This window comes from Micromonospora costi, assembly GCF_003626655.1.
Lineage (GTDB): Bacteria > Actinomycetota > Actinomycetes > Mycobacteriales > Micromonosporaceae > Micromonospora > Micromonospora costi.
Genome location: NZ_RBAN01000004.1, coordinates 333,646 through 348,712, shown reverse-complemented (window position 1 = coordinate 348,712; position 15,067 = coordinate 333,646). Strand labels below are relative to the sequence as shown.

At 73.4% G+C, this 15,067-nt stretch carries 10 protein-coding genes and 1 riboswitch; of the genes, 5 read left to right on the top strand and 5 right to left on the bottom strand.

Translation table 11 applies throughout. The features are described 5' to 3' along the window. Nucleotides 1-20: 20 nt before the first annotated feature. Together D7193_RS23380 and D7193_RS23375 are read right to left on the bottom strand one after the other, a co-directional pair. Nucleotides 21-884 carry an ABC transporter substrate-binding protein gene (locus D7193_RS23380; RefSeq protein WP_120781684.1) on the bottom strand — a complete coding sequence of 288 codons (864 nt, stop codon included), beginning with the start codon at nt 882-884 and terminating at the stop codon, nt 21-23. 288 nt (nt 885-1,172) lie between these two features. Beyond that, nucleotides 1,173-1,285, bottom strand: a riboswitch (SAM riboswitch). A 171-nt stretch (nt 1,286-1,456) separates the two neighbouring features. After that, nucleotides 1,457-2,674: a S8 family peptidase gene (locus D7193_RS23375; protein ID WP_120781683.1), complete on the bottom strand. Its 1,218-nt coding sequence runs from the start codon at nt 2,672-2,674 to the stop codon at nt 1,457-1,459. Between the two features lie 279 nt (nt 2,675-2,953). Between D7193_RS23375 and shbA the strand changes: the two genes are divergently transcribed. The 3 genes from shbA (at nt 2,954) to D7193_RS23360 (ending at nt 5,331) form a co-directional block, all read left to right on the top strand. Next, complete coding sequence (gene shbA / locus D7193_RS23370) at nt 2,954-3,526, top strand: RNA polymerase sigma factor ShbA (protein ID WP_120781682.1); 573 nt, start codon at nt 2,954-2,956, stop codon at nt 3,524-3,526. Further along, nucleotides 3,523-4,839, top strand: a complete 1,317-nt coding sequence (locus D7193_RS23365; RefSeq protein ID WP_120781681.1) for an anti-sigma-D factor RsdA — start codon at nt 3,523-3,525, stop codon at nt 4,837-4,839. The genes shbA and D7193_RS23365 overlap by 4 nt, the downstream gene beginning before the upstream one ends. A gap of 84 nt (nt 4,840-4,923) precedes the next feature. Next, a complete protein-coding gene (locus D7193_RS23360; protein ID WP_120782168.1) occupies nt 4,924-5,331 on the top strand; it encodes a ChaB family protein in 408 nt (135 codons plus the stop codon). Nucleotides 5,332-5,428: 97 nt separating this feature from the next. Here D7193_RS23360 and D7193_RS23355 read toward each other — a convergent pair whose 3' ends face one another. Further along, nucleotides 5,429-7,588 (bottom strand): amylo-alpha-1,6-glucosidase, encoded by a 2,160-nt coding sequence (locus D7193_RS23355; protein ID WP_241563332.1) that lies wholly within the window; start codon nt 7,586-7,588, stop codon nt 5,429-5,431. 301 nt (nt 7,589-7,889) lie between these two features. Here D7193_RS23355 and D7193_RS23350 point away from each other — a divergent pair, with 301 nt between their 5' ends. Both D7193_RS23350 and D7193_RS23345 read left to right on the top strand, forming a co-directional pair. Further along, the gene (locus D7193_RS23350) at nt 7,890-9,464 is read left to right on the top strand and encodes a Na+/H+ antiporter (protein WP_120781680.1); all 1,575 of its coding nucleotides are present in this window, start codon (nt 7,890-7,892) and stop codon (nt 9,462-9,464) included. Between the two features lie 97 nt (nt 9,465-9,561). Next, nucleotides 9,562-10,434: an SDR family NAD(P)-dependent oxidoreductase gene (locus tag D7193_RS23345; protein ID WP_241563330.1), complete on the top strand. Its 873-nt coding sequence runs from the start codon at nt 9,562-9,564 to the stop codon at nt 10,432-10,434. A gap of 53 nt (nt 10,435-10,487) precedes the next feature. Here D7193_RS23345 and D7193_RS23340 read toward each other — a convergent pair whose 3' ends face one another. Next, entirely contained in the window at nt 10,488-12,536 is a 2,049-nt protein-coding gene (locus D7193_RS23340) for a glycosyl hydrolase family 28-related protein (RefSeq protein WP_120781678.1), read from the bottom strand. A 73-nt stretch (nt 12,537-12,609) separates the two neighbouring features. Further along, nucleotides 12,610-14,979, bottom strand: coding sequence for a galactose-binding domain-containing protein (locus tag D7193_RS23335; RefSeq protein WP_120781677.1), 2,370 nt, complete (start codon nt 14,977-14,979; stop codon nt 12,610-12,612). Between the last annotated feature and the right edge of the window lie 88 nt (nt 14,980-15,067).

Below are 15,067 nucleotides of genomic sequence, written 5' to 3'. Positions count from 1 at the left end.
TCGCTCGTGGTCCCGTACCGTCAGGACGCAGCCGAGGCCGACGCCGCCGGGACCGGCACCGTGCCGCTGCCCGGCTTGAAGTCCTCCGGGATCGGCCGGCCCGGGTAGTACTGGGCCTGCAGCCGGCTCCACGTGCCGTCGGCGATGACCTCGTCCAGGCCCTTGTTCAGCGCCTCGCGCAGGGCGTCGTTCCCCTTGGCGACCGCGTACGCCGTCGGCGCCGGGCTCAGCAGCTTCGCGGCCACGGCGATCTTTCCGCCGCTGTCGGCGGCCGACTTCTCGCCGATCTCGGCGGGCGCGATCCACGCGTCCGCGGTGCCCGCCTTGAGCTGGTTGATCGCGCCGTTGTAGTCCGGCACCCGCACCGGGTCGAGGCCCTTGCCCGAGGCGTAGTCGTCCTGGACGGTGCCCTGCACCACGACCACCCGCTTGCCGGTCAGCTCGTCGAAGCTGTGGATGGGCGAGCCGGCCGGCACGTCGAGGCCGAAGTAGCCGAAGTCGTAGCCGTTGCCGAAGTCCACGGTCTTCTTCCGGGCCTCCGTGATGGTGATCGACGAGCTGCCGACGTCGAACTTGCGGTTGTTGACCTGGGAGAGCAGGGCGGAGAAGTCGGTGCCCACGAACTCGACCTTCAGGCCGATCTTCTCGGCCACCGCGCGGAGCAGGTCGTTGTCGAAGCCGGTGAACTCGCCGTCCTTCAGGTACACGTTCGGCGGGGCGTCGGTGAGCGTGCCGGCGCGCAGCACGCCGGGCTGGAGCAGGCCGTACGGGTTGCCGGCCGCGTCGGACGACGCGTCGTCTCCGCAGGCGGTCAGGGTGGCGGCCCCCAGGATCGCGGCCACGCCGAGGGCGGCCACCCGGGTCAGGGCAGGAAGAAGTCGCACAGGTGTCTCCGGAAATGGTGTGAGCGGCGGGGCACGGGCGTGCGCCACCGACGGTGCGCCCGCTGGGCGCACCGCTGGACGGATCGGTGTGAGGGGAGGGGCCGCGCTCAGCGCGGGGCGCCGGGCCGACAGGCGGCGCTGCAGACCCACATCATGTCGACGTGCCGGCGCCGCGTCAGGGCCGGCGGCGTGGGCCACGGGGCCGACGTGTCGGCGCCGAGGCCGACGAGGGGGATGGTGTCACGGGGCGACATACGGCTCTCCTGGGTCGTTGCTGACCTGGGAACCAGGCCACGCTTGCACCGGAGGTCGCTCCGGTGCCCGGTCCTCACCCGGGGCACCCCACCGCGGAGGAGGGTTGCCGGCCAGCAAGCCGGGGCTTCGCGCTGGCGCTCATGACCTGCGCAGAATCTAGCAGCCGGGTGCGGGGCGTCGTCCAGCCGTTATGACCACCCTCACGCGGGACCACCGGTCGGCTCCGGACCGGGGCGCCGCCCGCCCACTGCCGCGGCGCCCGACCGACGGAACCGTCCCGGCCCCCGACGTGGGGACCGGGACGGTCACGTCACCGATCAGAAGGTGGAGAGGTTCAGCAACTTCTCCTGGATGCCGTCCGGGTCGCCGGCCGGCCAGCTGTAGGCGGTGGTACCGGCGGCCTGGAGGGCCGACTTCACGGCGCTGGGGGACGCGCTCGGGTGGGTGGCCTTGTAGAGCGCCGCCCCGCCCGCGACGTGCGGGCTCGCCATCGAGGTGCCGGAGATGGTGTTGTACCCGGCGCCCTTCCAGGTGGAGTAGATGCAGACGCCCGGCGCCATGATGTCGACGTCGGCGCCGTAGTTGGAGAAGTCGGCGATCGTGTCGTCCACGTCGCTGCGGCAGGTCGCCGCGGCGCCGCCGCCGGGGAGCCCGTTGAAGTCGGCCAGTGCGCTGACGGTGATCACCTCGTCGTACGCCGCGGGCACGTGGTTGGCGGCGTTGTCGGTCTCGTTGCCGGCGGCGACCACGTAGGTCACGCCGGCGGCCACGGACCGGCAGATCGCCTCGTGCATGGCGTCCCGGTTGGAGCCGCAGGCGCTGTCGCTGCCCGAGCCGCCGAGGCTCATGTTCGCGACCTCGATCTCGCTGGCGTGCGCCGTCACGTAGTCGATGCCGCAGATGATCGCCGAGAACGATCCGCTGCCGGCGTTGTTCAGCACCCGGACCGGCCAGATGCGGGCACCCGGCGCGACCCCGACCACGCCGGCGCTGTTGTCCAGCGCGCCGATCGTCCCGGCGACGTGCGTGCCGTGACCGTTGCCGTCGTCGGCGCTGTTGCCCGTGGAGCAGTTCCGGGCACCGGCCGTGTAGACGTTCAGGTCGGGGTGGTCCAGGTCGACCCCGCTGTCGATGACCGCGACGTCCACATCGACCCGCTCGTCGACACCGTTGATCTTCGCGGTGGGGCTGAGCTCGACGTCGGCGCGGTTGATGCCGGTGGGAGTCGTCTGGGCGTCGGCGGTCACCACACCGTCGCGCTGGACGAAGAGCACCCGGGAGTCGCGCGCGAGGCGCGTGGCCGCGGTGTCGCTCATCCGGGCCGAGTAGCCGCGCAGCGCGTGCTCGTACACGAACCCGATGCTGGCGCCGCGGGCCCGGGCGTGTTCGGCGGCCACCGACGGGGCGTCGGTGCCGGCGCGGAGGACCACGATGTAGTCGTTGGTCGTCTCGGCGGGGGCGGCGGTGGCGCCGCTCGCCGCGGTGGCGGCGACGACGATGCCGGTCAGCATCGCGACGCCCAGGGTTCTGCGCATGGGGTTCCTCTCCACTGCGGTAGGTGGGCGGTTGGCCCAGGGCGAGGTTGGCCCCTCGGGAGCGGGTGAGACCAGAGCGGAAAGGCATTCGTTACAATAAATATATGGATAGACCGGAAAAGCCGCATAACGTCGGGCCCGGCGTCGGGACGTCGGGTCGCGGGGCTCCTGCCCGGTTATCGGTGTGGGGCGCCGGGGCGTTTCACCGGAGGACTCTTGGTGGCGCCCCGGTGGGCGGATACCGTCGAGCCAGCCAGAACGAGAGGGGTCCGCGCGCGCATGGAGACACCGGATCCCGACGTCGTACGCCGGGCCGCTGCGGGCGAACCGGCGGCTGTCGACCGGCTGCTGGCCCTCATCAGGCCGATCGCCGTGCGCTACAGCCTGGCCCGGCTCGGGCACGTCGGTGCCGGCGGCGCCACCGCCGAGGACGTCGCGCAGGAGGTCTGCCTTGCCGTCCTGCGCGCGCTGCCCCGGTTCACCGATCAGGGCAGGCCGTTCCTCGCGTTCGTCTACGGCATCGCCGCCCGCAAGGTCGCCGACGCCCGCCGCGCCGCGGGTCGAGACCGGGCGGAGAGCGTCGCCGAGGTGCCGGACGCACCGGATCCGGCGCCCGGGCCGGAGCACCGGGCTCTCACCGTCGACCTCGGCTCCCGGCTCGCCGGGCTGCTGGCTCAACTCCCGGCGACCCACCGGGAGATCCTGGTGCTGCGGCTCGCGGTCGGCCTGACCGCTGACGAGGTCGGTACTGTGCTCGGCATGACCGGAGGCGCCGTCCGGCTCGTCCAGCACCGCGCGCTCAGCCGCCTGCGTGCCGTCGCCGGTGACACCCTCGCCGAGGTCCTCCGGTGACGGGCGAGTTGCCGCCGCCTCAGCCGGACGACCCGGTCCTGCGCGACGACCGTCTCCTCGACGCCCTCGGCCGCGGCGGGCCGCCTCCGGCCGACCACCCGGTCGACGATCCGCTCGCCCCATTGCTCGGCGGTTGGCAGTCCGACGTGGAGACACGGGCGCGTCAGATCGAAGCCGCGATCTGCCGACCGGAGTCGGCCGCCGCCGTGCCGGCAGGGACGTCACCGTCGGCCGACGCTGCCCCGGCCGACGGGCCCCCGCACCCGCCCGGCGCCGCGCCCGCCGGCACCACGGCACCCGCCGATACCGCCGCACCCGCCGGCACCACCGCACCCGCCGCTACCCGCGCAGCTCGTCGGCCGGCCGCCCAGGTGGGCGCGGCACGCCGAGGCCCGGGCACGGCCGGTGGCGGGTCCGCGACCGGCCGGCGGCGACGAAGGGTGGTCGCCGGTGCCGCTGTGGCCCTGGCCGGCGTCGCCGGCGGGCTCTGGCTGGGCGCCGCCCACGCCGAACCGGGCGGGGCGCTCTGGCCGGTCACCCGGCTCGTTCACGCCGACCGGGCCGAGTCGTTGCAGACCCGGTGGGAGATCGGCCGGATGCTCGACCAGGCCCGGCGTGACCTCGCCGAGGGCAGGCACGACGCGGCCCGCGACCAGCTCGAGCGGGCCGCCGCACTGCTGAGCCGGGTCGGTGACGACGCGACGGCCGCCCGGCTGCGGGACGAGATCGAGGTCCTGCGCGGCCAACTGCAGCCCACCACGCCGCTCGGAACGGTCGTGCCGACGCCGACCGTCCTGCCGCCGGAGGAGGCGGCGGACCAGGGGATCGCGGCCACCGTTCCCGACCCCACCCCCACCTTGGCGGGCTCCGCGACCAGCGGCACCGAACCGCCGGGCCGGCCCAGCGCGCCGGCCGACCGGACCCCCGGTCCGGCGGACCCGACGCCGGGAGAACCGGCCTCCGCGAGCCACCCCTCGACCCTGACCGGGCGGACGCCGCGTCCGCGCGACCCGGCGCCGACCCGGTCGGCGTCCGGGAAGAACACCGCCACCGCCCCACCATCGGCCGGGAGTTCACACCGGCGGTTGCCGCCGGCCGCGACCGGCGCGGTCCCGGAGGGGCCACGGCCGGCCCACGGTCCCACACCCGCGGGTTGTACGACGGCGGCCCGTCCGGGCGCGTCCGGCCCGATCGGTGCGGACTGCCCCGCCCGAGGGCGGACGATCGTGGCCGACCCGCCGACGGGCGGATCAGGTCCGGAAACCGCTCCCCGGCGCCCACGACTCGGGCACGGCGACGATCCGGCGGCGTAGCGGGCCCGAGGCGGGGTAACCGTCGGGCGCGATCCGTCCCAGGGAGGTGCCGCCGTGACCGACAAGCACGAGCAGGCCGAGCAGATGCGCCACGACGTGCCGTCGACCGTCGCCCGATCCGACGACAAGGCGGTACGCACGTACAAGAAGACGCTGGAGTCGGCCGAGGAGACGTACGGCGACGGCGAACGGGCACACCGCACCGCGTACGCCTCGCTGAAGCACACCCACGAGAAGGTGGGCGACCACTGGGAGCCCAAGGAACGCCCGGGGCCGTCGGATCCGCAGGCGGCCCTCGGCACGCCCGCGTCGCGCGACCGGCCCCGGGAGACCGCCCAGGGGGTGGACGCCAACGCGAGCAAGGGCCACCTGGACGAGGTGGCCCGGAAGGTCGGCGTCGAGAGCCCGGAGGCGATGGCGAGGGACGACCTGGTGCGGGCCATCGAGAAGGCCAACGCCCGGGCCACGGCCCGCGCCCGGCGCCGCCGCTGACGGCGCGGCCGGTCGGACCTCGCGCGGCGGGGCCCGCCCTCGCCTTCGACAGCGTCGCCTTCAACGAACTCTGGACGATCCCGCCTCGCGGTTGAGGTCAGCCGGCGGGGAGCACCTCGCCGTGGGTGCCCTCGGCCTGGATGTTCCAGCGCCGGCCGAACGCCGGTACCCCGAGCAGCCGGACTCCGCCGAGCGCGTCGGGGAGGTGCGGCTCGACCACCAGCCGGCCGTCGACCACGTCCAGGCCCAGCAGTGTGCGCAGGAACAGCAGCGGCGCCCCGCTGGCCCACGCCTGCGGGTTGCAGGCGGTCGGGTAGGGGACCGGTCGCCGGCCGAACGTACGGTCGTAGCCGGAGAACGCCTCGGGCAGCCGGTGCTCCGAGTAGGACGACGCCTCCAGCATCGCGGCGATGATGCGGTAGGCGTCGTCGTGCCGGCCGTAGCGGGCGAGGCCGGCGGCGATGATGGCGTTGTCGTGCGGCCAGACCGTGCCAAGGTGGTAGCCGATGGGGTTGTAGCCGCGGTCGTCGGTGCAGAGGGTGCGTACGCCCCAGCCGGAGAACATCTGGTCGGACATGAGCTGGTCGGCCACGAGCTGCGCCCGGTCCGGCGGGACGATGCCGCTCCAGAGCAGATGGCCCATGTTCGACGTCATCGAGTCGATCTGCCGCCCGTCGCCGTCGAGGCCGACGGCGTAGTAGCCGCCGCGCTCCGGCACCCAGAAGTCGCGGTTGAAGCGGTCCCGCAGGGCCGCCGCCTCCGCCCGTAGCCGCCTCGCCAGCGCCGGGTCCCGCCACGGGCCGTCGGCGAGTTCGGCGATCCGCAGCTTGGCGTCGTACGTGTAGCCCTGCGTCTCGCAGGTGGCGATGGGCAGCGCCGGGATGGTGCCGTCGGCGAACTGCACGCCGTCGCCCGAGTCCCGCCAGCACTGGTTCCCCAGACCTTCGAGGGACCGGGTCGCGTAACCGACGTAGCCGGTGCCGTGCAGGTCACCGAACTCGTCGATCCACCGCAGCGCGGCCTCGGCGTTGGGCCGCAGCTCGACCGCGAGGCCGTCGTCCCCCGTCCAGCGCCAGTACTCGGACAGCAACAGCAGCCAGAGCGCAGTGGTGTCGGCGCCGCCGTAGTAGGGCTGGTAGGGCTTCAACCCGAGCTGGGTCAGCTCGCCGGACCGGAACTCGTGGAAGATCTTCCCCGGCTCCCGGTCGGTGAAGTCGTCGTGGTCGCGGGCCTGGTGCGCGGCCAGCACGAGGAGCGCGCCCCGCGCCACGTCCGGGCCCAGGGCGACGGTCTGGTACGACGTGATCAGGGAGTCGCGCCCGAAGATCGTCATGAACCAGGGCAGCCCCGCGGCGAGAAGGACGACCGGCTCGCCCCGGATGCGCTTCTCGATGCGCATCGACACCAGGTCGGCAGTGGACTTCCGGTACGCCGCCACGAGCCGGTCCGACGCCGCCTCGAGCATCGGCTTGGCCGCGAGCCAGCGACTGGACGGGTCCTCGGTATCCCGTTCGAAGACGTCGCCGAAGGTGCGCGCGACGGGTATCAGGTCCTCGTCGCCGCAGCGCAGCGGCACCCGCAGCTCGCAGCGCCACGCCTGACCGCGGGACATGCGCAGGTGCCACACCAGCGAGTCGCCGTCCAACTCGTCCGCGGCCGGGTCGGCCCGCACCCGCACGGCTGCCGAGTAGTCGCCGTTGCGGTAGGCGAAGCACAGCAACGACCCGTCCGGCTCGTGGCTTCGGACGATCTCCGTGGACCGGTCCCGGCCCGACTCCTTGATCTCGAAGAGGTCCGCGAAATCGGTGCCCACCAGGAGGCGGAGGCGGAACTCGACCGGCTCGATGCCGAAGTAGCGCAGCTCGATCCGCTCGTACAGGCCGTCGCCCACGAACCGTTGCCGGCGGACCCCCACCCGGTTGGCCGGCAGGGTCGGCAGCGCGGCGTTGGCGAGGAAGAACGCGGCGGAGAACGCGTCGACCGTGCCGGAGCCCAGCACCAGCAGGGGGAGGTCGTCGATGGTGAGTTCCCACCGGTCGAGGAAGCGGGTGTCGTCGTGCACCAGTCCTCCGATGGAGCCCCTGGGCACGTCCCCGGCCGCGTTCGAGAACATGAAGGTGCGGCCCTCGAGCACGCTCACGGCGTCCGGTCCGAGTTCCGGAGGCAGGTCACGGCAGGCGCCGCTGCTCGCGATCCGCGCGGCGGCGCTGTCCGGCCACGGTTGCGCCGGCGTGCGTCGTGCACCCGCAGCGGTCACGTACACCTCCCGCCGGTGAACCGGACATGCCGTTCAGCGGAAGCCTATGTGCCGGTGGGCGGGTCGCGCCGCGCCATCGACCAACACGACGGCCGCCCGCCGCTCATATAGGTGACCCTGGATATCTCTGGCGCGTCGGCGTGTCCGCGCCGCGGCAGGGAGGTCCAGGCCGCCAACGGCACGATCGGCCAGCGCGATCCTCGTCGAGGGCCCCTGCTCAGCGAGTTCAGCCTCCGCGGGCCGCCCCGACCGGCGACAGTGGTGACGACAGGGTCACCGGTGCGACGGCGGGGGGTGCGAGGTGAGCGCGCTCGTACTGCTCGTGGTGCTGGGCGCCACCGTGCTGGTGGGCACCACGCTGGGCGGGCGCTACCGGGTCGCGCCCCCGGTCCTGCTCATCAGCATGGGCGGCCTGCTGGCCCTGATCCCCCCGCTGTCGCACGTGGTCCTCGAGCCCGAGGTCGTCCTGGTGCTCTTCCTCCCGGCGATCCTCTACCGGGAGGCACTCAGCACCAGCCTGCGCGAGATCCGGGCCAACCTGCTGGTGATCGGGCTTCTCGCGGTGGTGCTGGTGGGGCTCACGATGGTCACCGTGTCGCTGGCCGCGCAGGCCCTCGGCGTGAACCCGGCCGCCGCCTGGGTGCTCGGCGCCGTGCTCGCCCCGACCGACGCCGCCGCCGTCTCCGGCCTCGCCAAGCGGATGCCGCGCCGGCTGCTCACCACCCTGCACGCGGAGAGCCTGATCAACGACGGCACCGCGCTCGTGCTCTTCTCCGTCACGGTCGGCCTGCTCGCGGGCGGCGCAGTTCCGACCGCGCTCAGCCTCACCGGCCAGATCACCCTCTCCTTCGTGGGCGGAATCGCGGCCGGCCTGGCCGCCAGCCTGGTGGTGGTGCTCGTTCGCAAGCGGATCGACGACCCGATGCGCGAGGGCGCCCTGAGCGTCCTCACCCCCTTCGTCGGGTTTCTGCTCGCCGAGGCCGTGCACGCCAGCGGCGTGCTCGCGGTGGTCGTCGCAGGCCTGGTCCTCTCCTACGCCGGCCCGCGGGTGATCCGGGCCCGCTCCCGCGTGGTGGCCTTCGCGTTCTGGGACCTCTCCACCTTCCTCATCAACGGCAGCCTGTTCGTGCTGCTCGGGATGCAGATCCCCCGCGCGGTGCGCAGCGTCACCAGCGTCTCGACCCGGCGCGCGCTGGTCATCGCGCTGGTGGTCACGCTGGTGGTCGTGCTGACTCGGATGGCCTGGATCTGGGCGTCGACGTACGTCATCCGGTTGCTCATCCGCACCGAGGCGCAACGGCGGGCCCGGGTGCCGAAACGGGTGCGGACGGTGGCCGGCTGGGCCGGCTTCCGGGGCGCGGTGTCCCTCGCCGCGGCGCTGGCCGTGCCCCTGACCGCCGACGGCCACCCCGTCCGGGAGCGTGACCTCATCATCTTCTGCACCGCGGTGGCGATCCTGGTGATCATGCTGGTGCAGGGCACCACGCTGCCGCTGGTCGTCCGCTGGGCCGGGCTCATGGGTGACCAGCAGCGGGTCGACGAGGTCCGGCGGGCACGCGTGCGTGCCGGGCAGGCCGGCCTGTCCGCGTTGCCGGACGTCGCGTCCCAGGTCGGCGCCGACGAGGAGGTGATGGACCGTGTCCGCACCGACTACGAGGCGCTGCTGGACGACATCCAGGCCGCCGAGCGCGAGGAGGGCCAGCCGCGGGCCCGGGAGATCGAGCGCCAGCTGCGGCTCGGCGTGCTCGAACACAAGCGCCGGGAGATCACCCGGATGAGGGACGCGAATGAGATCGACGACGTGGTGCTGCGGGAGCTCCAGGCGACCCTGGACATCGAGGAGATCCGGCTGCTCGGGCCGACCCCGTCGGACTGACGGGCGCCGCGGGGAGCCGGCCGGAGGAGGCGGCGTTGCGGGGAGCCGACCGGAGGACGCAGGCGTGGCGGGGAGCGGCCACGGGAAGGAGGACGAGGTGGGCGAGGGACGAGGCGTGCTGGAGGGACGTACCGCCGTCGTGACCGGCGCGGCGCGGGGCATCGGGCGGGCCGCGGCGGTCGCGCTGGCCCGGGCCGGCGCCGACGTCGCGGGGGTCGACATCGCCGCGCCGGTGAGCCCGATCCTCGACTACGCGCCGGCCACGGGCGCGGATCTCGACGAGACCGGCCGGCGGGTCGCGGCGCAGGGGCGCCGCTGGCTCGCCGCGACCGCCGACCAGCGCGACATCGCCCAGGTGCGGGCGGTCGCCGACCGGGTACGTGACGAGTGGGGCGGGGTGGACGTCCTCTTCGCCAACGCGGGTATCCAGGCGTTCCGGCCGCTGCTGGAAATGTCCGACCCGGACTGGCACGACCAGATCGACGTGAACCTCACCGGCACCGCCAACGTGCTGCGGGTCTTCGCGCCGTTGCTGGTGGCCCGGGGCGGCGGCCGGATCATCCTCACCTCCTCCACTCAGGGCCAGCACGGCACCAAGGCCGGCGCGGCGTACTCGGCGTCGAAGTGGGGGATCATCGGCCTCATGAAATCGGCGGCGCTGGAACTCGGCGCGCACGGCATCACCGTGAACGCGGTGATCCCGGGCCTGGTCGACACGACGCTGACCCGACATCAGGACCGTTACGCGCAGGCGCTCAGCGAGGCCGGTCGCACCCCGACGGGCGACGTGGCCCGGGACGAGCCAGCCGCCGTCGAGGCGCTGCGCGCCCGTACGCCGCTCGGGGTGCCGTGGCTCGCGCCGGAGGACGTCGCCCCGCTCGTGGTGTTCCTGGCCTCCGACGACGCGCGGATGGTGAGCGGCACCGCGTTCGCCGCCACCGGCGGCGACAGCGCCCACGTCACCGCCTGACGCCCCGCCCGGGACGCCGTCGGCACCCGGCGGTGCCGACGGCGTCCGGTAGCTCACCAGCGGGACGGCGGCGGCGGTGGGACGACCGGCGGACGGTCGTCGCAGGTGATGGTGTTCGGCAGCTGCCAGTCGGCGAGCCAGCCACCGTCGTTGCCGCCGAGGTCGGCGAGGGTGAACTCCGAGCCGGCCGGCGTGAAGTGGAACGACCCGCAGTTGTTCACCCCGACCGCGCCCACGTGCCGCGCGTCGACGTTCTCGAAGGACGCCGAGCCGGCCGTGCGGGCGCTCACGACCGAGGTGCCGGTGCCGTCGACCCGGACGTCGCGGAAGTGCACGTCGCTGATCGAGTAGAGGTCCTTCACGGCCCACTCGCTGACCAGCATGATCGCGTTGTAGGTGTTGTCCAGGTACGCGTCGCCGACCACCTCGATCCGCGCGTCGATGCTGCGGTCGAGCGCGTAGAACCAGATGGCGCCGAGCCCGATCTTCCAGTTCAGCTCCCAGGTGCCGGCGCGGGCCGTGGTGTTGCCGGTGATCCGCAGGTGCCCGGTGAACGGCTCGGCGCCGAACCGGGACCCGACCTGGATGGCGCTGCCCTCCCGGACGGGGTCGGCGACCAGGTTGTTCGAGACGGTGGTGTCCGTGCCGCCGTAGATCGCGATGCCGTTGGCCAGCACCGGCGACTGCACGGTGTTGTGGTCGAACCGGTTACGGGCGTTCGCCGTCGTCTCCGACCACATGGCGAGACCGTCGTCGCCGGTGTTGCGCACGAAGGTGTGTGCCACCAGGGAATCGGTCACGCCGGTGTGGAAGTTCACCGCGTCGGCGATCTGGTCGACGATCATGGTGTTGGTGATCCGCACGTTGCGCATCGGGCCGTCCAGCCAGACGCCGACCTTCGTGTGCCGGATGTGCAGCCCGTCGATGGTCGAGTCGCTCAGCGCGCCGCCGATCCCGTTGACCTGGTCGGTGTCGATCCGCTCCCGCACGTCGCCCTCGATCGCGAAGCCGGAGAGGTGGACGTTGCGGCTGCCGCCGTCGGCGGCGTCGCGGCCGTAGAAGCCGACACCGGTGTGCACCGAGCCGTCCGGCGCGGGGCTGGGCAGGGCCACCTCACGGCCCCGGACGATCGTGTACCAGCTGCCGGCGCCCTCGATCGTCACGTCGTCCACGACGATGTGCCGGTTGACCTGGTAGGTGCCCGGCGGGAGGTAGACGGGAAGCCGGGTGCGCCGGGCGAACGCGATGGCGCGCTCGATGGCCGGCGCCGAGTCCCGGGCGCCCGTCGGGTCGGCGCCGAAGGCCAGCACGTTCGCGGCGAGCAGCCGCACCCGCGGCGGGCCGACCAGTTCGGAGTCGAGCAGGTCGACCACCGTCCAGGCGGCGGTGGTGCGCGGCGGCGCGGTGAGCCGGATCCGGTCACCGGCCCGGTACGTGCGGCCGAGCAGCAGCCGCTGCTCGTCGTAGAAGTGGCTGGGCCGGAAGGGCTTCTCGATGCTCGGGTACGGGGTGGTGGCCGCGGGCACGCAGGAGCACTCGGTGATCCACCAGTCAGGGTGCAGCAGGTCGGCGTTGGGGTCGTTGCTGAACGGGTACTGGTTGTAGAGCCACGCGTACTGCGAGGTGAGCGTCATCGTCCGGATCCGCTTGCCGTTCACGGCGACGTCGAGCGGAGCGGTGATGCCGCCGCCGGCGGGCGCGTCGGGAATGCTGTAGCGCACGGTGATCGCGTTGGCCGCGGCCGGCAGGGTGAACTCGACGTGCTCCCCGGGGTCGAGCCGTACCGCGCGCCGGCCGGAAGCCTCCGACGGGAGCGTGTAGGCGTTCCGGTCCGGCCCGATCACCTCGCCGTCGGTGGCGGCGTTCTCCGCCTCCTGTTCGAGGAAGTCGACGTGTGCGCCGCGGCCCGCGACCAGCTGGGGATCGAGGGCGGCCCGGGTCACCACCGGGCGCGTCCCGGGCCGGCCGGTCTCGCGGGCGGCGGCGCCGGCCGGGGCGCCGGGCAGCGCCGCGAGCGCCGTGGCCAGCGCCAGGACGGCGGCGACCATACGCCGTCGGCGTCGTGGGGTATGCGGCAGCGCCGCGCGGATGATCCGCTTCATGGATCAGCTCATCTCTACTCGGTGGGAGGTGGTGCGCCCGCCGCCCGGTGCGGTCGCGCCGGAGGGGCGGGGGTCAGGCGGCGTAGACCTCGAGCTGGGAGAGCTGCCCGGCGGGCCAGCCGGTGTTGCCGGTGACCTGGATCCGCACGTACCGCGTGGTGGCGGCGGTGAGGGTGAGCGTCACCTGGTTGCCGCTCGCGGGGTCGAAGACGCGCGGCGCGGACGCGGCGAGCGCGGTCCAGCCGGTGCCGTCGGTGCTGCCCAGTACGGCGAGGGTCTGCGTGCGGGTGGCCCAGGCCGGCGACGGGGGCAGCCGGAGGACGACCCGGCCGACCGTCGTGGCGGCGCCGAGATCGACCTGCACCCACTGGGGGAAGGCGTTGTTGGCGCTCTCCCAGTAGCTGTCCGGGTTGCCGTCGACCACGTTCGCGCTGCCGTACGCCTGGGTGTGGCTGCTCTCCGCGGTGGGTCGGCCCCGTGCCAGGTCGGTCTGGGCGGCCGGGTTGGTGGTGGCGGTGACCGCGGCCGACGGCGGTGACACGGCGCCGCCGGTGTCCAGGGCCACGACGGTGAAGGTGTACGTGGTGGCCGGGCTCAGCCCGGCGACGGTGGCCGAGGTGCCGGTCACCGAGGCGACCGTCTGGCCGCCCTGCCGGACCTGGTAACCGGCTACGCCGTCGGCGTCGCTGGAGGCGTTCCAGGCCAGCGACACGCTGGTGGCGGTCCGCCCGGTGACCGTGAGGTTTCCGGGGGCGGTCGGCGGGGTCGGTGTGCCGGTGGCCGCGTACACCTCGACCTGGGCGAGCTGGGCCGCGGGCCAGGCGGTGTTGCCGGTGACCGTCACCCGGACGTGGCGGGCCGTGGCGCCGGGCAGCGTGAGGGTGGCGGTGTTGCCCGTCGCCGGGTCGAACCGGATCCCGGCCGACGGGGCGAGCGTGGTGAAGGCGGCGCCGTCGGTGCTGCCCTGCACCGACAGCGTCTGGGTGCGCGCCTCCCACCCGGGAGGCAGCGCGAGCACGAGCCGGTTCACGGGATGGCCCGCGCCGAGGTCGACCTGCCACCACTGGGGAAACACGTTGGTGGCCGCCTCCCAGTAGCTGCCCCGGTCGCCGTCGACGGCGTTGCCGGCCACGAACGGGCCGTTCTGGCTGCTCGCCGTCGCCGGCCGGCCGGCGGCCAGGTTGCCCGTCGGCGGCTGGCCGCCTCCGGCGACCGGTGGCGTGGGGCGCACCGCGGTGAGCGGGAGCTGTCCCTTGAGCATCCGGCCGCCGTCGGCCGTGATGCGCAGGTAGTAGTCGGCCGAGCAGAAAGTGCCGTCCTCGTCCAGCGCCCGGATGCCCGCACCGGCGGGCGTCGTCGCCTGCGTCTCGGAGGTCTTCGCGATCTGGTTGCCCTCGTTGAACTCGTCGAACATGGAGATGTAGAGGCCCTGCGCCCCGAGGCGGATCATGTTGTAGAGGTGCCGCCAGTAGAAGTCGCCGTGCCGACGGTGGCCGGCCGACAGGTCGCCCGGCATGACGCAGGGCTGGTAGTCGATGCCGTTGGCGGCGCAGTCGGCGAGGTCGGGCACGTTGACGTTGGTGTGGAACCAGTCCAGGCCGTCGAGCGTGCCGGTGCGCCCGACCATCCAGGGGGAGATCATGTTGAAGGCGCGGTAGACCGCGCCGAAGCCGGGCCGGGAGTCGTTGATGCCCTGCCGCCAGTAGGTGGGGACCCCGCCGATGACGTAGCAGCCCTGCGCCTTGAACCACTGGATGACGTCGAGGCAGGGCTCGGGCGCGAACGGGCGTCCGTCGTCGTTGAAGCCGAAGCCCCAGATGCAGACCACCGGGCGGCCGTTCTGCCGGGCGTACGCCGGCGAGGCCGTGTGCGCCGACATCTTCGTCGTCCAGTCCTGCTTGAGCTGCGACTGCATCGACGTCCAGCCGGTGACGTCGTACATGATGTAGAACTTCCGCCCGAACCGCTCGGCCGCGCCGCGCACCTTGACCGCCATGGCGTCGCGGGTCGGCCCCTCGTCGCCGAAGGGGTTGAACCGTTGCAGGGCCGCGGTGTCGCAGCCGTGCTCCTGCATCCAGCGGAAGTGGGTGTCGACGGTCTGCTGGTCGTAGGAGGAGAAGAGCTGGGCCGGCTGGCCGTTGCCGAGGTTCGGGTAGGCCGTGGAGTAGCCGCGGGTGTACTCGCGCATGTCCGGCCAGGACACGATCGTGGTGTTGCCCGGTGAGGGGGGCTGGAAGCGGTCCCGGCTCCAGTGCCACCACCCGCCGATCGGCGCGCCGTCGCCCGGACAACTGAACCAGCCCTGGTAGCCGACGCTGATCTTGCCGACCACGTCACCGGGAGGGCTGGCCGCGGCGGCCGGTGCGGGTGCGAGGTCGGGCAGCGCGGCGAGCGCGGATCCCGCCGCCACGGAGCCGATGAGCGTACGGCGGGTGAGCGCCATGACGACCGCCCCTTCGTCGAGGTCGGAGGGAATTGACGGTCATCATGCCAGCAGCCGACGCCGAGCAGCAATACTCCGACTGCTTGCT

What these genes read in the sequence shown, in the direction of transcription:
- D7193_RS23375 (WP_120781683.1), bottom strand. Translation starts at nt 2,674, where the DNA reads ATGCGCAGAACCCTGGGCGTCGCGATGCTGACCGGCATCGTCGTCGCC.
- D7193_RS23335 (WP_120781677.1), bottom strand. Translation starts at nt 14,979, where the DNA reads ATGGCGCTCACCCGCCGTACGCTCATCGGCTCCGTGGCGGCGGGATCC.
- D7193_RS23360 (WP_120782168.1), top strand. Translation starts at nt 4,924, where the DNA reads ATGCGCCACGACGTGCCGTCGACCGTCGCCCGATCCGACGACAAGGCG.
- shbA (WP_120781682.1), top strand. Translation starts at nt 2,954, where the DNA reads ATGGAGACACCGGATCCCGACGTCGTACGCCGGGCCGCTGCGGGCGAA.
- D7193_RS23340 (WP_120781678.1), bottom strand. Translation starts at nt 12,536, where the DNA reads ATGAAGCGGATCATCCGCGCGGCGCTGCCGCATACCCCACGACGCCGA.